Here is a 19,220-nt window from a genome sequence, read left to right as displayed (position 1 = left end):
TAAATAATCTTATGAAGAGCTTACCAGTAACTGATATCATCACTGTTTGGAAAAGACTTTACCTGGAGGAACAACTGGATGCAATATTATTGCAGACGGCACTTCCATCTGAAATATGGATCATTCATTATGAAGATCATATTGATATCATTCAGTTGGTAAACCGCTTCAGGGAGAGGTTTCCCGCCATATTTCTTATCAGGTCTGATAAGAATTTAAAGTACTTCGGACGTTTCAGTATTGCCAGCCATGTAACCAGTGAATATACGTGGCTGATCGATGATGATATTGTGCCTGGTAAACGATGGCTTGAACTGAGCCACCAGAAGTGCGCGGCGTTAAATGCTGTTATTGGTTGCAGTGGAAGGATTATCCCCAAAGGTATTTTTGTGCCAGAGAAGGGAGAGTATCCCGATCCGGAGAAATATTTTGTAGGAGATGGGAATGAATCGGCAGAAATGAACTGCTGCGAGGAAGATACCGTTGTTGACTTTGCATGTAACAGCTACTTTATCCGGTCCCGCTGGATACGCGATTTCTGGGCGATATGGCCAAGTACATTTAACTCCGGAGAAGACATCCATTTAAGTGCCTCACTGAAAATCCGTCAGAACATACCTACCGTTGTTCCTGCTCAAAATTGTGCTGAAAGCACCGGAAACCGGAAGAAAGAGTATGGAAGGGATCAGCATTCCTCCTGGCTGAAGCCCGGTTTTTTTACGATCAGGGAAGGGGTTTTCCGGGATCTGATCACCGTTAGGGGCTGGAAGCCCCTGTTATGGCAGCAGGCATCTTTCCCGCAATTGGCTAAACCTTAAGATTCATTATATAATTTATTCTATGAAGTCTTTAAATAATAGCGCCGTCAAATTAGAATGGATGACGAGTGAACCCGCTACCGACCGAAGGATCGCCATGCTTATTCCTCAGTACAATGAGGGTGCTGATAAAGATTTTGAGCAGCGTCTGGAATATTTTAAAATGCTGGCAGACAAACACCGGGAACAATTGGATATCATCTTGATTGATGACGGATCAACGAATGATAGTCTTGAAAAAATGAACCTTTTCCTGGCTGTAAATCCTGGTGCTTTTTATCTGGCATCTGTATATCCGAATGCCAATAAGGTAGGGGCGCTTTTTCTGACCACCTTATCTATTTCTCATGAGTTTGTGGTATTGTCGGACTTTGATACTGATATTAACGGTCTGGAGAAACTGCCGGCTGTATTTGACGGCTTCAGAAGTGATGATGTGCTGATGGGGTGTTATTTCAGGATGCTTCCTTTTGAAGGATCGGGGAATATCTTTCTCTACCAGCAGCTTGAATATTCTTTGCATCGCAGTATTTACCGTTATCATGAGAAAGAGCAAAGCACACGGGTGATGCCCGGAGCAGGCAGTTGTTATCGCCGTGAGGCGCTGGTGGCTATCTATCGGCAACACAGCGGGCTCCGTAGTGGGGAAGACAGAGAGGCCACTTTAATAGGGTTGAAGATGGGCTATAAAACCTTTTACCTCAATACCGTGCTGGCCTTAACAAGGCCACCCTTGTCCGACCGGGCGCTGATCACGCAAAGAATCAGATGGAACATAGGGTACCTGGAAACATTCTATAAAGAAAGGAATTATTATTTCAGTGAGATCTGGAAATTCAGCCGCATCGGTATGATCACCATTGTAGATTTCTCTTCGCTCGTATTTCTGCTCTTGTTTCCTGTTATTGCCGTGGTTTGCGGCATTGCCGGTGGTATTTACCTGCTGCTGTTGCTGGTTTCTATTTATGTAGTACAACTCGGCTGGTGCCTGAATTTATTATGGAAAGCGCCCGAGGAGTCACATGAGTTCAGGGCAAAAAAATTAATTTCTGTTCTGCTATACCCGGTAATTAAATTTTACATTGATTATTTTGCATGGAACCGGGCTTTTATGTTGTTTATCAGCAACATCAGAAAGCTTAAGAAAAAAGCAGCGAATCAAAACAAAAGTAAAAATGAAATACCCACTAATATAAATATGGAAGAAACCCCTCGTGCAGAATCGGTCAAAGGCCGTTGATTCGAATGGAGATGGGCCAGGCGGGTTGTAAAGAAAGCGTCGGTTTCAAAAACTGTAAAAAATATTTGCAGTTTAAATCTTAATTTGTATATTGATTATACAAGTGTTAACCGGATTTGTTTGAACCGCATAATTCTAGGTCCTATGTCACTAAAAGCCATCAATTTAGCGCTAGTTGATGAACGTACCCTGTTGAGTAAAATTTTAAAAAACTATCTCGGAGAGCATGAAACGATCAATGTTGTTTTCCACGTTTCAGAACCGGTCGACCTTTTTAAGAAGCTGAATGATTTTGATATCAACATTTTGTTGATAGATATATTCATTTATCAGCCCAATGCACTTGAATTGCTGGAAGCCATCCGGACTGAGTATCCCAATGTCAAGATTCTTGTGTTATCAAAATCTATGGATGTTGCCCATATCAGCGAATTGCTGGAAATAGGTATTCATGGCTATGTTTCAAAGATGGATGATCCTGCGGAATTACTTCAGGCAATCTCGGCACTGTCAGAAGGAAAGATTCACCGTAACAGATTGTTTACAGAGGCTTTATATTGGAATAAGCAAAACAATGAAAGGGTTTATACTGCCGCTGATTTAATCTCCCTTACTGAAAGAGAAAAAAGGGTACTACAGTTATTGTGGGAGGAAAAAAGTAACAGGGAAATTGCAAATGAGGTTTTCCTCAGCATTCGATCGATAGAAAAAATAAGGCAGGATATGAAAGAGAAACTGGATATCAAATCAACCGTGGGACTGCTAAAATATGCTATCGGCAAAAAAATAATCTCTATCAATTCTATTAATGGAAAAATGCCGGACAGCAGTTACTAATAAGTACCTGTTGCCGGATAAAGATATTGATGCGCATTTAATGCGAATGCTTTCCTCTGCGCCGGACATATTCTTCCAGGTAACATTTATGTGGCAGCAGAAGTAAGGTCATTGCAATAAACATTGATAATACCGGCAATTTTTTCCGGATGATCGTGAATGAAGAAGTGCCCGCCTTCGAAGATGCTGTGGTAAAAGGGGGCATTGGTAAATCTTTGCCAATTGCTGATTTTACCGGCATTTTCTTCCTGATTTCCCATCATGGCGTAGATAGGTACATTTATAACAAAAGGGTCGAAAGTATTTTTTTCTGCCAGTTCAAAATCCGCTTTGAGGATAGGCAAATAATAACTCATGAGGTCTTTATCAGCGAGAAATTCCTCTGGTATGCCACCGAGTGCTGTCAGTTTTTCAATAAAATCCTCATTTCCCAACAGATGCCAGTCGTCCGTTTCCCGGATGCCAGGCCCTGCATTGCCGCTGGTGAAAAGAAACGCGGGAGGTTGATGGTGTTTTTCCAGGCGCTGTGCAACAGCCAGTGCGAGGTAGGCACCCAGGCTATGTCCGAATATGATAAAGGGGGTACCATTCCTCATGGTACTGATCTGTTGGTATATGTCATCCACAGCTAATCCAAAATCGTGCAACAGGGGCGACGCCATTCTTTTTCCTCTACCCGGAAGTTCTACTGGAATAACATCAAACCCTTTCAGTAGTGGCGTCAGATAGCGGAAAGAATATACATTTCCACCAGCGAAATGCAATAGGAATAGCTGTGCTTTCATTGTAGTTTTTGAAATTACAAATTTAAAATAAATCGATGTGCAAAATCCTGATCAGGTCTTAATAGAAGGATTACTTCGGTTTTTAAACCTGTTTTAGATAGCAATCTATAGATTTTAGCGGTATGCTCAAAGTAGGAAATACAATGAGCGTATACCTGTTTACAGGGATGTTTATGTTCGGGTTCCGGTGGGCACTATAAGGGACAAATCTTTTTCAGAAAGGTTTGCCCCTTTTCCTTTTTGGTTTAAATCGCTTCCAACCAGCTTTAATCAAAAAGCGCTATTTTTAATCGATGGCATGGAAGGTGGGTTTGCATAAATTTAAAAAAGATGTTTCATATAACGGGAATAATTATCTCTGTATTTCTTGCGTTGCTACTTTTTACAAAAAGGGRCAAATCAACCGCTGATTTTATTTTAGCATTATGGTTAGCCCTGATTGCTCTCCATTTGTTGTGCTATCACCTGCTGATTTCCGGAATGTATGTTGAATTCCCGTATTTTCTGGGTATTGAAATTCCATTGCCACTTATTCATGGTCCTTTTTTGTATTTGTATATTGCTACTTTAGTCGATCAAAGAAATAAAAGGCTGCACTGGTTTATCCATTTTATTCCTGCAACCATAGCCTACCTCTTGTTATCCGGCTTCTTTATCCGGACTTTTGCCTATAAAATCAATGTTTATCAACATCATGGGCTTGGATATGAAAAACTCATTTCAATTATACGCTTCCCCATTATACCTTCTGGTATTATTTACGTAGTCTTATCATTGATTTTATTAAAGAAGCACAGCATAAATATCTCAAAACAATTTTCTTACACAGAGAAAATCAATCTGAACTGGTTGGTTTACCTCACGATTGGAATGGGGGCCATATGGCTATCCGTTATATTCGGGAATGATATTTCTACCTTCATGCTGGTTGATTTATTCATTCTGTTTATTGGATATTTCGGAATAAAACAAGTGGGTATATTCACCAATAGAATGGTGAATAGTCAATTGATAGGTACTGATAGTATAGCGCTCAGTGATTCGGAAGAAGACGAAAATGACGCTGATCCTGGCTGTAGCAGCGTAACCATTGGTAGTGAAAAAACCAAATACATCAAAACGTCGGTCGGACCTGAACAGATGTCAAAAGTGCATAAGGAATTGACACTGTTAATGCAGACAGAAGAACTGTTTAAAGACCCCGAACTAAATCTGGATGGACTGGCAGGGCGGTTGGGTGTTCACAGCAATACCCTGTCCCAGGTAATTAATTCCATGGAGCAAAGGAATTTTTACGATTATATCAATGACTTCCGCGTAAAAGAATTTCAGCGGATAGCTGTATTGCCCGAAAATGGCAAATTTACGCTCCTTTCCCTTGCTTTTGAGGTGGGATTCAATTCAAAGACCTCTTTCAACCGGAATTTCAAAAAGGCAACGGGCCTGTCTCCCAAAGAATTCTGCCAACAGGAGAAAATACAATTGGGGCATCAGATGTGAGTAAAAGGGGCCAACCTACCTTTTGGAACGTGCAAAAGTTGCGTACAGAGAGACCATCTTACCTTTTGGAGCGTCCCAAAGAGGAATACCTGCTTCCTTTGCTACTAAAAAAATAAGATGGTAAAAAAGTTGTTATGGATACTATTGGCCGTGTTGTCGGTAATTATGGGGCTTTATCCAATTCTGTTCTTTTCGGCCGGGGAGATGCCGGGTATATTGAAAGCCAAACCCGATGAGCTTTTTCTTAATCCCTTCTGGTACCTGAGCCTGTATGTGCACATCATCTTCGGCGGGCTTGCTATACTGATCGGCTGGATACAATTTAGCCCCAAAATCAGAAGCAAAAATATAAAGCTCCACAGGGGAATCGGCAAGTTATATGTAATGGCCGTTTTATTAAGCTCGCTTGCGGGATTTAATATCGCTTTTTACGCAACGGGAGGTCTTCCTGTAGCTTTGGGCTTTATGAGTTTAAGCGTTATTTGGTTTTATACCACTTTAATGGCATACATCCGCATTAGGAACAGGCAAGTGGTACAACATAGAAATATGATGATTTATAGCTATGCCTGTTGCTTTGCGGCCGTTACTTTAAGAGGCTGGATGCCTTTTCTGCATATCATGTTTGGTAACTTTGCCTATATGGTTGTAGCGTGGTGGTGCTGGATACCTAATTTAGCAGTAGCTTATTTTCTGACCCAAAAACCGGCCATGGCAACTCCTGAATAACCTTAGGGCATATATCAAAAGGTTTGAGTTTTGTACCATAGGGCAATGTATTATTTCTGGATAAAGTGTTGGTGATCGATTTCAAAAATAAGAAATCTGGTGTGTTAAAAAGTGGCGAGGCAAGCATAGGATATAAGTGGGAACCCCGGATCTCCTAACCAATAGCGGCTTTCTTGTTTTGGATCAAAATAACGTCACAATTATCCAGATAGATAATATTCCAATGATGAAAGGTAGCGCAAACACACAAAGACTAATCGTCATCCAAACGAACGGATTGCTATTGTTGCCTGTCTTGTTGCTCCATATATTCCGCAAATCGGCCACAGATAACTGGTACATTTCGGGTTTTGTTAAACCGCAGGTCATTGCGTTTTTCATCGTTAGTCCCTGTTTAAATGCCTTTAATGTGCTCACTGGATAAAACAGTACACCTAGCCCTATGGCCCATAACGCCATGATCCAGATAACATAGATATTTTTCCAGCCGCCCGAAGCGATTTCCCAGGCAGAGATAGCACTTTCGCCTTTCCAGGTGGTATCGTAGCCAGTAACGATATGGTTTATATCGTGTAAATAAACATTTTTACGCCTGCTTTCAACATTGAGTACCGGGATTGAAAAAAAGCCAAATTTTATCCAGGCATATTTCTCATATATTCCGCCTTCTGTGCCATAATTGTGTTTTTTGTAAAAGTCCTGGAGTGCCAGCTCTACTGTCATACCTGATTGCTTTAATAATATATAAATCGCCCACTATGGGGGAGGGCCTGTAAAGTATCCGCTATGGCATCATTTTATGATCGTCAATATGGAGGAAGTAATAAAGCAGCCTAATACTATTGAAAGTAATATAAGAACGGTTTTAAACCAGTATTTTTTTGCTACCCAAACATAAAATGCTATGATAAGAATGGAAAATAAAAAGAAGAAGGAGTCTGACTGCAAAATTTCAAAATACCTGAATGCCAGGTAGAAATTGATGATGCCCAGGAAAATTGCCCCAATACTATGGGTGGCATTGAAGCCGACCCATGATTTCCACATGGTGAGTTTTTCTGTTAAAATCAATGGAGAAACCTCCATTGCCGTTATCAGTTTTTCATTTCGTGGATGCAAGGCATTTGTAAAAAGGGTAGCCCGAAGGTGGAGGATACCCATGGCCGCAATAATAAATGAACCTGTCTCCCAAAGATATTTTGCAATCATTGTGATCATTTTTTTATGAATGCAAAGTTCAGAAGAGAAAAATAGAATTCCATTCACCTCGGTGAAGAAATTATCTGTTTTCAATAATTCTTTTGCGGATACGGCTAAGAGAAGGTGGCTTTACACCTACAAATGAGGCAATATGGTATTGAGAGATGCGTTGCTGCAGGTCGGGGTATTCCTCGATAAATTTCTGGTATCGTTGTTCAGGCGTATCGGTATAGAAAGAAGTCAATTCTTTTTCAAGCTTTATAAGCACCATTCCCAGTACTAATCGTCCGATTTTGTCACCGGATTTCGTGTGCTCATAGAAATATTCAAAGCTTTCAAAGGTGGCAACGTGTATAATGGTATCTTCTAATGCCTGTATTATCCTTGAGGAAGGAGTCTGCGTTGTAAAGCTTTCATAGTTAGTCAGAAATCTTTTTTCGTTCACAAACGAAAAAGTCCTTTCCCAGCCATCCTGGTTGATATAATGACGCATCAAGCCGGATTCAATTAAGCCCATATATTTACACAGCTGCCCTTCTTGTAGAAAGAAATCACCCTTTCTGTAATGTTTTACCTGGAAGAGGTCTTTATAAATGACTTTATCTTCTTTACTGATGGGGACCAATTGTTGAAGCGTATCGATAAGAAAGGATTCCATTAGTATCTTATAATTTTTGTTGAAATTATATTTAGTTGGCGCTGCCAATTGTAAATAGTTCGACCTTTTCATCTCTTCCTCTTAACTCATTTTCACCTAATGATTTAGTTTGAAATTCAGTACTGAGGTCGAGCTTTTTTATCAGCTTATCAGAAATAAGTATATCAACTTTGTAAGTATTGCAAAGTCCTTGTATCCGGGCAGTGGTATTGAGTACATCACCCGTAAAGATGATTTCCTTTTTTATAACACCTATTTCTCCTGTGGTTACTTTTCCCAGGTGAAACCCTGCTTTGAACGCAGGTAATAATCCGAATTCCTCCTGATACCTGTCGGTTTGCTTACTGATGGCTGCTTTCATGGCAAAAAAGCATTGGATACAGTTATGGTTATTCAGCCCGTTTTTTAGATTCCAGGAAACGACGATTTCATCGCCTACATATTGATAGATTTCCCCTGAATATTGAATGATGGGATCTGATAAATCGGCGTAATACGCTTTGAGCATTTCGAAGTACCTGACATGACCTAAGTGTTCGGCTATCCGGGTGGAAGATTTCATGTCTAAAAACATAAAAATCCGCTCTTCTTCTTTCGGGCGGTGATACTTACCGGTGAAAAAATTAAATAGTACTACCTGCCCGATATTTTCGCTCATCTCCGTATAAAATTGTGAGCCGATAATGACCGCGGCCATATACACGGCAAAACTAACAACCGAGTAGTCCGAAAAGAATGCCCCGGTATTGTCCCAAACCCGCTTGTCAAAAAAGGTGGTCTTCAGTTCGAGGCAACTTGAGATGATATTGATGGTAATAAGAAATAATATAGTTGTTGCCAGGTAAATGATTGTTTTGCAGAAAATCTTTTTGCTAAAGCTTTCTTTTATAAAAAATTTATTGAACCACAGGATTTCAACCGTTCCAATTAATAGCCCAGTGAAAAGCGCAAAGACAGGTATAACAAAAAAGTTTCTGGTGAAATTATAGGGATTTTCAGTAGAAGGATAATATTGCAGCCTGCCAAGCAACCCCCTTTCGAGCTGAGAATAAACTATACCAAAGATCAGCCATATCGCACCGAAAGGAATGATCCGGGTTATGTTTCTTTTGATTTTAGGAGATAGCATAACATATTTATATCGGCCTAATATACGGCTTTCTGTTGCCAGATGAACCGGTACTATTTGGGGACTGAATGAAATGAACAGATCATTTATAGGAATATCCCGTATTTTCATATGACCATTTATGATCCCCTGTTATGACTGAAAATATAACCATATTCACCTGGGCGACTATTTGTTGCTGGGTAGTGTTTTGTAGCTACTGGTTGCTGCTCCGTAATAAAACCTTAAAAAATATCCAGGGACGAACCGCACGGCAGCGTTACCTGGGCACACTTGGGTATGTGCTCATCTTTACGTTACTCTATCTCCCCTTATTTGTACATGGTGGTTTTGCGGGCCGTATTATTCCTGCCCATTACCTGTTGCAGGGAATAGGTGCCCTGATATGTATGGCCGGTGTTGGCGTATGCATCTGGTCGCGTACTATACTGGGCCGGAACTGGAGTGGGGGAGTTACCGCAAAACAAGGGCATGAGTTAATTGTAGAGGGGCCTTATCGCCTGGTCAGGCATCCTATTTATTCGGGCTTTCTTACAGCGTTGGCAGGCACCTGCCTGGTAACAGGGGGACTGGCAGCTATAGTAGTTACCTGCATATATACGTTGGCGTTGTGTCTGAAAATAAATGATGAAGAAGTATTGCTAAGGGATGTTTTCCCTGGTACTTATGAGGTATATCAGCAACAAACCCGTAAGCTGATACCTTTCATCTGGTAAAACCTTCGGCCGATTCACGGATGTCATCAGTTGCACCCTGTGTGGTAATTACTTTTCCCCATGAGAGGCAAAGGTGGTTTAAAGGATGTTTATCTGACAAATGCCTGCAGGTGCGAGTGCAGTAATAATGCAGTCAGAATGATTAATTTTTCTGTGGAACCTCAGAGAAATTCGATATAGATCAGTGAGAAATTCATAGTACTAAATAAATAAAAACGGCTGCTGTAATGGCGGCCGTTCTTATTTATCTCATAACTTTAAATGATTTTGCGCCAGATTAGGTTGAGTATTTTACCGCTTCTGACTGACGCAGTAGTTATAAAAACACAAAACAGATAACATCTATGGACAAACCAGTTGTTAAAAAGGTGATTGACATCAACGCATCAACAAAAAAAGTTTGGAGCGTTTTTACGGATCCCGCAATAACAAGGCAAATGGGGGGTGAATATGTTTCTAAATGGAAAGTTGGTAGCTCATTTGGATGGAAAGGAAAAGGAAGCAGCCTTTATACGAACGGAACAATTCTTGAATTGGAACCGGAAAAATTGTTGAAGCATAGCCTGGTTGACCTCAAAGATAAAGATCGATTACTTTCAGTGATAACGTATCGGTTTGAAAAAAATGGGGCAGGGACAACCGTTTCGGCGATAGAGGAAATCAATTATGAAATGTCGGATTACCAGTTTAAAGAAGCCAATGAAGGTTGGGATGCGGTACTTCAGCTGGTAAAATATGTAGCAGAGAAATTATAGAATTGGGATGTCTGGTGGCCACGGTTTATTAATTATATTCGTTTTAGTGTAAATAAAAAAAAGACGTTAACCTAAATTAAATCAGATGGCAAGTTATATCGGATATGAGGGCGATGCAGATGACCAGGAGCACAGCAAAATTGGTGGTAGCGCTTTGTTACCGGAAGCTATAGAATGGCCGATAGATCGTCACAGCAGGAAAATGTTATTTGTAGCATCCTTATCTTCCCAATTGTTGAAGGCGCAATGTGATATTGTAATCCCGGAAGACCAGGTGCTGTCCATATTTTGCCCCTATGCAAAAGATGATATTGAATGCGCCATCGACATGGCCAGAGGCAGAGAAACAGGGACTGTCATTGCTCATTTTGCTGCAGCGCCGAGACAGGAGTTTGAATATCCTATTCATGATATTAAAAGGCTGGAATTAAATGAAGATATCGAAACGGATGAAGATGAGTTTTCTGAAGATGTAGAAGATAAGATAGGAGGTAGGCCCAACTGGCTCCAGGATAGATTCGATTACAGCAGTTATGATTTTGTACTGCAGATTTCCGGATTATATTTTGGGCAAATTATCCCCACCCACAAGCATATATTTATGGGTGGAATGTTGTACGTTTTCTACCATCCATCAGACAATAAAGGATTGGTTACTTTACAATATTCATAATCCTGAAAAATAATCCCTCCTGAAACGCAAATACGCCGTCTCATTTCCGAGACGGCGTATTTGTTTATTAATGTGTTGTTTATTTCAGATACACTTAGTAGTTAGGATTTTGAGTAAATGCTTTTGAAGCGTCCAACGTAGACTGCGGGATCGGGAAGATCCGGCGGAAAGGTTGTGACGCAGCCTTAGCTGTACCGGCGGCATCGAATTTGCCAAACCGGATGGCGGCCTTTCTTCTGTACATTTCCCAATACATCTCGTAGCCTGTTTCATTGTAAAGCGTTTGCTCCGTCAGGGCAGTGAGGGCAACGCCAGGGGCATTGTTATAGAGTGCCTCACGTGTTCTGCTCGTACGTAACTTGTTAACGTCTGCCAGGGCAAGACCGGTCTGACCGTTACGGAAATAAGCTTCAGCACGCATGCAATACATGCCTCCCAGGCGGTAAAGCGGGATATCTACATTGCTGGAACCATTATCTTTTTCCGGATCGAATTCGAACTTGAAGGGGCGTACGCCGCGATTGATTTCTGCCTGTGTGAAAACGGCCTGGGCTGGGTTGGCGAAGTTAAGCGCCGGTGTAAAGTCCATTGGCAGGGTAGTGTTTTTTTCACAGTTGAGTTTTATCACTTTGATACGTCCATCAGGAGTGCGTTCAAAATCACCGGAAGGCAACAGGTTAGGACCGTATTGCTGGCCTACCTGGAGTCCACGGTTGAAATGGAACCATGACAGCGTTCTGGCGCTTAACACGAAGGTAGTGCCGGGTACGCTCACGTCTGTACCATCGTTCATGAACCAGGTACCATCAGCATACTGGTAGTGGCGCTGAAAACGGGGATCACTATGGTTGCCATCCCAGGTAGCGTAAAACTCGGGAGTGATGCAGGATGCGTTGGTACCACGGTTAACAGGAGAAGGTTTCTGGTTCCTTTCCATGCACATGTAGGCGAAATCGTTGTCGCCGTTGCGTAGTGTATTGAGCACCTGCGTTACCACAAAAATCAATTCTGGTCTGCCGCTGTTATCAATATCAAAATTTTTGAAGAAGTTGCTTTCCAGCTGAAATTGGCTGTTTGAAATCAGCAGGGAAGTATACTTGATCACCTTGTCCATATCTGAACCATCGTTGTCCACTGCTTTCTCTTTGAAGTCGAAGGTAGCAGCAGTACGGTTCTTGAACACCGCGCGGTTCAGGTACATATCTGCGAGTAATGCGTATGCAGCCTGTTTGGTGAACCTGCCGTTGTGTGTATTCTGTTGGCGTAATTCGGCCAGGTTAGGGATGAGTGATTCTACTTCTTTGATAAGATCATCGATGGTAGTTGCTGCTTTCCTTACCTGTAAAGGTGCATTTACCACGTTAGGATCGCGGTAGGGCGCCTGACCGAAAAGGTCCAGTGTATGGTAGGTGTAAAAAGCCAGTAACCCTCTCGCTTCTGCCAGGAACAGGGCTTTGTTGGTGAAATCCTGTTTGCTGTTGATGGTGCTGATAGCCGTCAGTGACTTGGTGATACCATTGTTCAGGTTATTCCAGGTGTTGGTAACCACGGAATTGTCGGGGCCCCAGGTAAACTCATGGATGGCACGCCAAACACCACCATCACCCCAGTCGCTACCACGGGTGGGGAGTAGCGCTTCATCTGTTGAATACTCCTGTAATGCAAACACGTTACCATGATCTACAAACGTAGCATCGCCCAATTGACCGTATGCTGCGGCTATTGCATTTTCAGGATTTGAATTGTTGGAACCGAGCACCTCATCGATCACCTGTTCGTGCAGGTTGGTACAGCCCATCAGGCCCACAAGGAGAGAAGCGCAGGTTAGTTTATATAGTCTTGATGAATTGATTCTCATATTTCGATGTATTAAAATTTAACCGTTGCACCTAACAGGTATGTTTTAGCAGCTGGATAGGTGGCATAATCAACACCCAGGGACTGGTTTCCTCCCACGTTCTTGGTGGTATTCACCAGTGGATCGAATCCTGAATAGCCAGTGATGGTAAACAGGTTCTGGGCACTTGCATAGATGTTTAATGATTGCAGCCATGGCAATTGTTTCACAGTAAGGGTGTATCCCAGGCGGAGATTATTCAGACGGATGAAGTCCGATTTTTCCAGGTACAGGGAAGACAGTTGTACTGCGTTAGAAGTATTTGCCTTAGCGTCAAAGTATTTTTTCAGCACGTTACGGTCGGAGGCCAGGCTGTTGATGTTCAGATCAAGCGCAGTATTATTCACCAGGTAACCACCGGTTTGGCCGATGAAGGAAACTGCGAGGTCAAACTTCATATAACGCAACTGGCTGTTAAGACCGAAGTTGAATTTAGGTATAGCGCCCTGGAAGATCTGTCTGTCGTTTGAGTTGATAACGCCATCGCCGGTTTTATCTTCAAAAATATCTTTACCATCCTTGTCATAACCCAGGTGCTTCAGCATGAAGAAGGAACCTGCTGCATAACCATTCTTGTAGATGTTGGCATTTACACCAGAAAGACCAGGACCGGAGATGCTGCCTGAGTAAAGCTCAGACACCGGAAGGTCTTTGATAGTGTTTGACAGCGTTGCACCGTTCACGTCAGCAGACCATGATAAATTTCTGGTGCTGATCAGCTGCGTACCTAACATGAATTCGAAGCCTTTGTTGATGATGCGTGCGTCGACATTCTTCCACACCGTGGTGGTAGGGCTGAGTGGCTCAGAAGGAATGTTCAGGATAGGATCCTTAGTGGTTTTGTTATAGTAATCCAATGATCCGTACACTTTACCATCGAAAAGGTCGAAGTCAAGTCCGAAGTTGAGTTGTTCTACCAGTTCCCATTTAAGTTTAGGGTTGGCGGTACGGTTTACGGTAACACCATTTACCAGTGCGTAATTGTCGTACAGGTAGTAGCCGGCACCGGATGATAAGGAGTAGCTGGCCTGTGTGATCTTGTTAGGTACTTCCTGGTTACCTGTTTGTCCCCAGCTGGCGCGGAGTTTCAAGTCGCGGATAGCATGAATTTTTTTCATGAAATTTTCCTTCGACAAGGTCCAGCCTAATGCAAACGATGGGAAGTATCCGTACTTGTTATCACCACCAAACCGGGTAGAACCATCAGCACGCAGAGAGGCGGTAAGGAGGTATTTGTTGTCGTAATTATAGTTCACACGACCAAAGTAGGATTGCAGCTCATTTTCCTGTGCGAATCCGCTAGGGTTGGTGGGGATTCCTGAGTAGCCGGGATTGAACTCAGGAGGAACACCTTGTCCTTGTTTGGCGATGTTCTGCATACCGAAAGCGGTACCCGCGAATTTGAACTTCTGGTAAGAGAAACCACCCAGTACTTCTATCTGGTGTTTGTCAACAACCAGGTTGTACGTGAGGTAATGTTCCAGTAATGTGCTTAATGATTTCAGATTGTTTTGCACGTAGGCGCCATTGGGCGTGCGATCCGTTACGTTCGGGTAGATAGTGGTGTTACGCTCTGAAGTGGACTTGTCAATACCAACGTTGAAGCGGTAATTCAGTCCTTTGAACAGGCGCAGGCTGGCCTCCATATTACCCAGTACGCGGAAGGTGTTGGTTTTATCATCATAGATGCTCAACAGGTAAGCCGGATTGTAGTGGGCATTCATGTTGAAGTTGGTAAAATTACCGGTGGAGTCGCGGAGCGATCTTGTTGGATTGGCCATCAGCGCATGTATAAGCAGCTGTCCGTCTGAACCTGCGGTGTTACCGTTAGGTATACCTGTTTCGTCAATATTGCTGGCGGTCAGGTTCATTTTAACGGTGAGGCGTTTGTCGTCAAAGAAGGATTCTTCGGCATTCACCCTTGCAGTAGTTCTTTTGAAGCTGCTGTTTTCTACGATCCCATTCTGGTCCATGCGGGATAAAGACGCGAGGAAACTACCGTTAGCAGTAGATTTGGCAAATGAGAGGTTGTGGTTCTGCACAAAGCCATTGCGGAAGATCACATCCTGCCAGTCAGTATTGCCGCCATGATCATAGGCTGGATTCACCAGTGCTTTGCGGTATTCGTCTGCATTCAGTACATCGAGTTTTTTGATCACAGCCGAGGTACCTACATACATATCGTAGGTCAAGCTACCGGCTTCTCCTTTTTTACCACGTTTGGTGGTGATCAATACCACGCCGTTGGAGCCCCTGGCACCGTAGATGGATGCTGCGGATGCATCTTTCAAAACGGTAACAGTTTCAATGTCGCTTGTATTGAGAAAGTTCAGTGGGTTCTTTGGCTCAGAGCTACCCAAACCGAAATCAGGGCCACCTGCGCTTACCACATCGTTGCTTAATGGTACACCATCCACAACGAAAAGAGGTGTGCTACCACTCCTGATGGAGCCGGCACCGCGGATAAATACGTCAACACCTGCGCCAGGCTCACCGCTGGACTGCGCAATGCGTACACCTGATACGCGGCCTTGCAGCAGGTTGTCCACGGAGATGTTGGCACCTTGTTTAATATTATCTGCTTTTAACTGGGTCAAAGCACCTGTTACATCGGCTTTGGTTTGACTGCCGTAACCTACCACTACAACCTCACCCAACTGGCTGTTGCTGGTCGCCAGCGTAATGCGCAGCGACGTACCATTGACCGTTACTTCCTGTTGGTTGTAACCGATGAATGAGATGACAATTTTTTCGCCCTGAGATGCGGGTAGCGTAAACTCACCACGTGCATTCGTAGTCGTTACTTTTTTCGTGGAAAGCGATCTGACTGTGGCGCCGGGTATCGGTGTGCCATCCTGGCCTATAACCACTCCCTTGACAGGTTCCTGAAGGATAACCTTGTCATAAATACGATGGTATGGCGCATTAGCACGGGAAAGGCTAACGCATGAAAGCCATACAACTACCATGAAGAGAAACCGAATGTTCATTGGCAAAACTTTGTGATGCTTAATATGAAAAATGAAAATGAATAAAGGTATAGCCAGCCGGATATCATTACTTATGACAGCGATCATCCCAATTATTATACATAGAAGGGCTGGTTGGTTGTTTTCTGAATCCTATTTTGTGCAATGCACAGATCTTTGTTGAATCAAAGAAGAAAAATGATTATGGTTTGAAGCATCTGCAAATCGACATAGACAACTGTTTATGAAATCGAGTGCAATGATAGGGCGTAATCTGGATTTGTCTGTTAACTCCAGGTTATGTTTAGTTTAATTAAATGTAATAATTGTCATTTTTAAGACTACGTAGTATAGAATAGTATAGTCTAGCTAAACTTAATTGAAAATGAATGAATTAAAAGTTAGGAATTTTGGTGATAATTATATACAAGGTCTTTTTTATACGTGGAATAACGCTTTTTTATTTTCGTAATTTGAAAGTAATAATAATAATTTAGAAATACAATAGCAGTGTGTGGGAGATAAATTGAATATTGGGTATCATCATCAGTAATCCCATCTATTTCATGAATAAGGCAGAACGAATATTTACAGAAAGTGCATTAGAAAGAGGAGGGATATATCTCTATTCAAGGGAAAATGTAATAGCATTTGTGCTGGCGTGTAAAGAAGAAAAAATATGTTTGTTAGGTATAGATGGATTTTGGCTTACTGCTCATAGTATTCAGCCCAGCATGGAGGACAGCATTGATTTTTCTTCTTCATTTTTTACGGGGGATTGCTATGAAAAAGCGATCGGATTTTTAGCAATCAGATCAGGTGAATTATTCTTTGAAGTAGTAATTGACGACCAGCGTTAGCACTTAAGAAGGCGGGGCATGGCTGTTCGCCGAAGAGGTATTTGGAATACCTGGCAAACAAGTCATGCCCGCAATAAAACTTCCGAAGCTATTTTTGAGTTATATGATAGGCTGGCATCGCGAGGCAACTCTTTATCTTTGTTTCTCTTTAAAATCACGCGCTGACATCCGCAGTATATTGATCCAGTATATCCATTGACGGAGCAAAGAAGAGACTACCGGTATGTGCGGTACTGAAATCCAGTATCCTGTCATAATTACCTGCGGGCACTCCAATAAACATACGTTCCAGCATTTTGTAGGTAGTACCAAATGTGTTTGCATACGCAATAAAATAGGTGCCCACTTCATTTTTCGCGGGATTCCCAAAAGGCATGTTATCTCTCAGTATTTTCAACTCATTACCTTGTTCATCGTCCAGACTGGCTAAGGCGCTATGCGAGTTATCGGGCTTTATATCATCAGGCATCTCAATATCGCTCATTTTATAACGACCAATTGCTTTCTCCTGTTCTTCGGTAGACAGCTTTGTCCAGCCTCTCATATTGTGCAGGTATTTCTGGACAAAAAGATAGCTTCCTCCTTTATAAAGGGGATCCTCGTCACCAACCAGGGCAAAGCGCTGCCGGTCATTACCAACAGGGTTTTCTGTGCCATCCACAAAGCCAAGAATGGAACGGCCATCCCAATATCTGAATCCATGTATTTCTTCCAAACAATCGGCAACGGGGTATAACACCTCAGTGATAGCCGTGAGCATATCAAAGCAAACGGACATATCTGTTGACCGCAAGTGAAAGTGCAGGTCTCCCGGAGTTGCCACAGCTGTATGTTTTGAGCCTCCCAACGGTTCAAAATTTTTCAGTTCTCTCGGGACGGGGAGTGGTAAGGATAACTTTATCCAGGCCTCATATCCAATGGCCATTATACAACTCGCACGTGCATCAGGTACCCGTATGGTAAAGGAATGATTGAGATTGGCGACCAGGCCACAGAGCTTTTCGAAGGCTGGTTTTATGGCCATATCTTCCTTAAACTTCCAAACTACAAATATGGTGTTGTTGTTCGTGATGTCGGTGATGTTTTGCGATTCAGGCTGTATAGCTCTACTCATATTAGAAATAGCTTTTCGTTAATTTAAAGGAGGTCTCCTCTTGGGCCCGGAAGTTAATGTTTTTAGGAACGTCAAAAACAGATATTCAGCCTGTCACCATCTATGCCTGCTTTACAATATTTGTTTGCTCATTAATGTTTCGGCAAAACCTACTCCATAGTGTTCAATCGTAAAGTCTTTTACCTTTTGCCAGCCATTTTTATAATAAAAGGCCAGGCCCTCCGGTGATGCCGCCAATTGCAGCGTTGATAAGCCTTTACTTTGCGCATAAGTTTCCAGATAGGTCATCAATTGTTTGCCTATTCCCTGGTTGACATGTTGTAATCGTGTATAAAAACCAACCACAAAATCGCCGTCAAGTGCGGCGGTACCTATTATCTGGCCGTCTCTTTCGGCACAAAATACCGTTTGGCTGGCTATCTTTTCGCTCAACACCTGCGCTGAATAGTATTTGATAAATATATTCCATTGCTCATTATTATAATGAGGCTTCAGGAGTTTTTCGGCATTCTCACAGATCAAATCACTTAGTTGTTTTGCATCTGAAAGCTGTGCTCTTCTGATATGTATTGAAGACATGAGGGTAATTTAAACGGTAGTTTCTCTTGCTGCAAACGTACAGCATTTGTTCTTTAGTAACAAAGAGTCATCGTTGCTGCTGGTCGCCCGCCTGTATAGACAAGGCATGATAAAATATGTTCAACGGATCCCATTTGCGTTTCACGTCCTGCAGTCGTGGATAATTCGTTTTGTAATACAGGGTATGCCATGGAACGCCTGACTTGTTCCATTCCGGATTGGCGAGATCCGTATCTGGATGATTGATCATGCAGCCATCTGTTTGTTCATTGGGAACAGGTACGCCGCCGGACTCCTCAAAAAGTTCCATATAAAAAGCACGGATCCAGGCAAGAGTAGGTGCTTCGCCTGTTGGGTCGCCCCAGCCTGCGTTGCAGGCAACATCAAGAATGCAATCCCGCTGCACCGATGCGGTGGCGTCAGGCGTAATCGTATTCACTTTGCCTCCATAGGTGGCCATGCCTAATCCTCCTCCTACATTTGCTTTCGCAGTAAGATACTTGAAGGCGGTCGCAATCTGTTTGTCTGTAAGAGGTTGTCGGAAGAAGGCGTCCTTTACTTTTGCCTGGGCATTATCGAAACCCGGTTGAAATAGTTCCGGAAATGGATTGAGTGCAAAGCGCAGCCAGGGTGTTTCCTCGATCTGTTGTGTATAAGGAATTCCGATGGGGGTTGCGATGGCGGCTAAATGCTCATCTATGAGCTGAATGGCTTTAGGTCCGGCTGTGCATACGCCTTTCATTTCTAACTCATTTCTAACT

The 19,220-nt window shown here is 42.6% G+C and carries 19 protein-coding genes; 9 read left to right on the top strand and 10 right to left on the bottom strand.

The features are described 5' to 3' along the window. The first annotated feature begins 11 nt into the window (after positions 1–11). From AC1DP6_RS23860 to AC1DP6_RS23850, 3 genes are all read left to right on the top strand, one after another. Positions 12–818, top strand: a complete 807-nt coding sequence (locus AC1DP6_RS23860) for a glycosyltransferase family 2 protein (RefSeq protein ID WP_477057082.1) — start codon at positions 12–14, stop codon at positions 816–818. 22 nt (positions 819–840) lie between these two features. Then, positions 841–2,058 carry a glycosyltransferase family 2 protein gene (locus AC1DP6_RS23855; protein ID WP_477057081.1) on the top strand — a complete coding sequence of 406 codons (1,218 nt, stop codon included), beginning with the start codon at positions 841–843 and terminating at the stop codon, positions 2,056–2,058. 144 nt (positions 2,059–2,202) lie between these two features. Then, complete coding sequence (locus AC1DP6_RS23850; RefSeq protein WP_477057080.1) at positions 2,203–2,895, top strand: response regulator; 693 nt, start codon at positions 2,203–2,205, stop codon at positions 2,893–2,895. An 86-nt stretch (positions 2,896–2,981) separates the two neighbouring features. Here the strand turns inward: AC1DP6_RS23850 and AC1DP6_RS23845 are convergent, their stop codons facing one another. Next, a complete protein-coding gene (locus tag AC1DP6_RS23845) occupies positions 2,982–3,680 on the bottom strand; it encodes a thioesterase II family protein (protein WP_477057079.1) in 699 nt (232 codons plus the stop codon). 921 nt (positions 3,681–4,601) lie between these two features. Here AC1DP6_RS23845 and AC1DP6_RS23840 point away from each other — a divergent pair. Then, on the top strand, positions 4,602–5,180 hold the full coding sequence (locus AC1DP6_RS23840; protein ID WP_477057078.1) for a helix-turn-helix domain-containing protein: 579 nt from the start codon (positions 4,602–4,604) through the stop codon (positions 5,178–5,180). 153 nt (positions 5,181–5,333) lie between these two features. After that, positions 5,334–5,909 (top strand): DUF2306 domain-containing protein, encoded by a 576-nt coding sequence (locus tag AC1DP6_RS23835; RefSeq protein ID WP_477057077.1) that lies wholly within the window; start codon positions 5,334–5,336, stop codon positions 5,907–5,909. A 183-nt stretch (positions 5,910–6,092) separates the two neighbouring features. Here the strand turns inward: AC1DP6_RS23835 and AC1DP6_RS23830 are convergent, their stop codons facing one another. The 4 genes from AC1DP6_RS23830 to AC1DP6_RS23815 form a co-directional block, all read right to left on the bottom strand. Next, complete coding sequence (locus tag AC1DP6_RS23830) at positions 6,093–6,632, bottom strand: hypothetical protein (RefSeq protein WP_477057076.1); 540 nt, start codon at positions 6,630–6,632, stop codon at positions 6,093–6,095. A 69-nt stretch (positions 6,633–6,701) separates the two neighbouring features. Continuing rightward, a complete protein-coding gene (locus tag AC1DP6_RS23825; RefSeq protein WP_477057075.1) occupies positions 6,702–7,118 on the bottom strand; it encodes an LIC_13387 family protein in 417 nt (138 codons plus the stop codon). 70 nt (positions 7,119–7,188) lie between these two features. Then, positions 7,189–7,767 (bottom strand): Crp/Fnr family transcriptional regulator, encoded by a 579-nt coding sequence (locus AC1DP6_RS23820; protein WP_477057074.1) that lies wholly within the window; start codon positions 7,765–7,767, stop codon positions 7,189–7,191. A 31-nt stretch (positions 7,768–7,798) separates the two neighbouring features. Then, the gene (locus AC1DP6_RS23815; protein WP_477057073.1) at positions 7,799–8,425 is read right to left on the bottom strand and encodes an adenylate/guanylate cyclase domain-containing protein; all 627 of its coding nucleotides are present in this window, start codon (positions 8,423–8,425) and stop codon (positions 7,799–7,801) included. 605 nt (positions 8,426–9,030) lie between these two features. Here AC1DP6_RS23815 and AC1DP6_RS23810 point away from each other — a divergent pair. From AC1DP6_RS23810 to AC1DP6_RS23800, 3 genes are all read left to right on the top strand, one after another. Next, positions 9,031–9,612 carry a methyltransferase family protein gene (locus AC1DP6_RS23810; RefSeq protein WP_477057072.1) on the top strand — a complete coding sequence of 194 codons (582 nt, stop codon included), beginning with the start codon at positions 9,031–9,033 and terminating at the stop codon, positions 9,610–9,612. Positions 9,613–9,956: 344 nt separating this feature from the next. Further along, positions 9,957–10,367, top strand: a complete 411-nt coding sequence (locus AC1DP6_RS23805; protein WP_477057071.1) for an SRPBCC family protein — start codon at positions 9,957–9,959, stop codon at positions 10,365–10,367. Positions 10,368–10,452: 85 nt separating this feature from the next. Beyond that, a complete protein-coding gene (locus AC1DP6_RS23800; protein WP_477057070.1) occupies positions 10,453–11,040 on the top strand; it encodes a DUF1963 domain-containing protein in 588 nt (195 codons plus the stop codon). 94 nt (positions 11,041–11,134) lie between these two features. Here the strand turns inward: AC1DP6_RS23800 and AC1DP6_RS23795 are convergent, their stop codons facing one another. Both AC1DP6_RS23795 and AC1DP6_RS23790 read right to left on the bottom strand, forming a co-directional pair. Continuing rightward, positions 11,135–12,898: a RagB/SusD family nutrient uptake outer membrane protein gene (locus AC1DP6_RS23795; protein ID WP_477057069.1), complete on the bottom strand. Its 1,764-nt coding sequence runs from the start codon at positions 12,896–12,898 to the stop codon at positions 11,135–11,137. 11 nt (positions 12,899–12,909) lie between these two features. Beyond that, a complete protein-coding gene (locus AC1DP6_RS23790; protein WP_477057068.1) occupies positions 12,910–15,927 on the bottom strand; it encodes a SusC/RagA family TonB-linked outer membrane protein in 3,018 nt (1,005 codons plus the stop codon). Between the two features lie 545 nt (positions 15,928–16,472). Here AC1DP6_RS23790 and AC1DP6_RS23785 point away from each other — a divergent pair. Continuing rightward, complete coding sequence (locus AC1DP6_RS23785) at positions 16,473–16,766, top strand: hypothetical protein (RefSeq protein ID WP_477057067.1); 294 nt, start codon at positions 16,473–16,475, stop codon at positions 16,764–16,766. Between the two features lie 154 nt (positions 16,767–16,920). Here the strand turns inward: AC1DP6_RS23785 and AC1DP6_RS23780 are convergent, their stop codons facing one another. The 3 genes from AC1DP6_RS23780 to AC1DP6_RS23770 all read right to left on the bottom strand — a co-directional run. After that, a complete protein-coding gene (locus AC1DP6_RS23780) occupies positions 16,921–17,880 on the bottom strand; it encodes a Dyp-type peroxidase (RefSeq protein WP_477057066.1) in 960 nt (319 codons plus the stop codon). Between the two features lie 111 nt (positions 17,881–17,991). Further along, positions 17,992–18,459: a GNAT family N-acetyltransferase gene (locus AC1DP6_RS23775; protein WP_477057065.1), complete on the bottom strand. Its 468-nt coding sequence runs from the start codon at positions 18,457–18,459 to the stop codon at positions 17,992–17,994. 67 nt (positions 18,460–18,526) lie between these two features. Continuing rightward, positions 18,527–19,220: BBE domain-containing protein (locus AC1DP6_RS23770; protein WP_477057064.1), on the bottom strand; the 694-nt coding region annotated here is incomplete at its 5' end.

The organism is Chitinophaga sp. 01L420 (assembly GCF_056399985.1).
The sequence above is the reverse complement of the archived record's forward strand: the minus strand, read 5'-3'. Positions and strand labels throughout refer to the sequence as shown.

What these genes read in the sequence shown, in the direction of transcription:
- AC1DP6_RS23850 (WP_477057080.1), top strand. Translation starts at nt 2,203, where the DNA reads ATGTCACTAAAAGCCATCAATTTAGCGCTAGTTGATGAACGTACCCTG.
- AC1DP6_RS23795 (WP_477057069.1), bottom strand. Translation starts at nt 12,898, where the DNA reads ATGAGAATCAATTCATCAAGACTATATAAACTAACCTGCGCTTCTCTC.
- AC1DP6_RS23815 (WP_477057073.1), bottom strand. Translation starts at nt 8,425, where the DNA reads ATGAGCGAAAATATCGGGCAGGTAGTACTATTTAATTTTTTCACCGGT.
- AC1DP6_RS23810 (WP_477057072.1), top strand. Translation starts at nt 9,031, where the DNA reads ATGACTGAAAATATAACCATATTCACCTGGGCGACTATTTGTTGCTGG.
- AC1DP6_RS23860 (WP_477057082.1), top strand. Translation starts at nt 12, where the DNA reads ATGAAGAGCTTACCAGTAACTGATATCATCACTGTTTGGAAAAGACTT.
- AC1DP6_RS23775 (WP_477057065.1), bottom strand. Translation starts at nt 18,459, where the DNA reads ATGTCTTCAATACATATCAGAAGAGCACAGCTTTCAGATGCAAAACAA.
- AC1DP6_RS23805 (WP_477057071.1), top strand. Translation starts at nt 9,957, where the DNA reads ATGGACAAACCAGTTGTTAAAAAGGTGATTGACATCAACGCATCAACA.
- AC1DP6_RS23855 (WP_477057081.1), top strand. Translation starts at nt 841, where the DNA reads ATGAAGTCTTTAAATAATAGCGCCGTCAAATTAGAATGGATGACGAGT.
- AC1DP6_RS23830 (WP_477057076.1), bottom strand. Translation starts at nt 6,632, where the DNA reads ATGACAGTAGAGCTGGCACTCCAGGACTTTTACAAAAAACACAATTAT.
- AC1DP6_RS23845 (WP_477057079.1), bottom strand. Translation starts at nt 3,680, where the DNA reads ATGAAAGCACAGCTATTCCTATTGCATTTCGCTGGTGGAAATGTATAT.
- AC1DP6_RS23785 (WP_477057067.1), top strand. Translation starts at nt 16,473, where the DNA reads ATGAATAAGGCAGAACGAATATTTACAGAAAGTGCATTAGAAAGAGGA.
- AC1DP6_RS23825 (WP_477057075.1), bottom strand. Translation starts at nt 7,118, where the DNA reads ATGATTGCAAAATATCTTTGGGAGACAGGTTCATTTATTATTGCGGCC.
- AC1DP6_RS23820 (WP_477057074.1), bottom strand. Translation starts at nt 7,767, where the DNA reads ATGGAATCCTTTCTTATCGATACGCTTCAACAATTGGTCCCCATCAGT.
- AC1DP6_RS23840 (WP_477057078.1), top strand. Translation starts at nt 4,602, where the DNA reads ATGCTGGTTGATTTATTCATTCTGTTTATTGGATATTTCGGAATAAAA.
- AC1DP6_RS23800 (WP_477057070.1), top strand. Translation starts at nt 10,453, where the DNA reads ATGGCAAGTTATATCGGATATGAGGGCGATGCAGATGACCAGGAGCAC.
- AC1DP6_RS23790 (WP_477057068.1), bottom strand. Translation starts at nt 15,927, where the DNA reads ATGAACATTCGGTTTCTCTTCATGGTAGTTGTATGGCTTTCATGCGTT.
- AC1DP6_RS23780 (WP_477057066.1), bottom strand. Translation starts at nt 17,880, where the DNA reads ATGAGTAGAGCTATACAGCCTGAATCGCAAAACATCACCGACATCACG.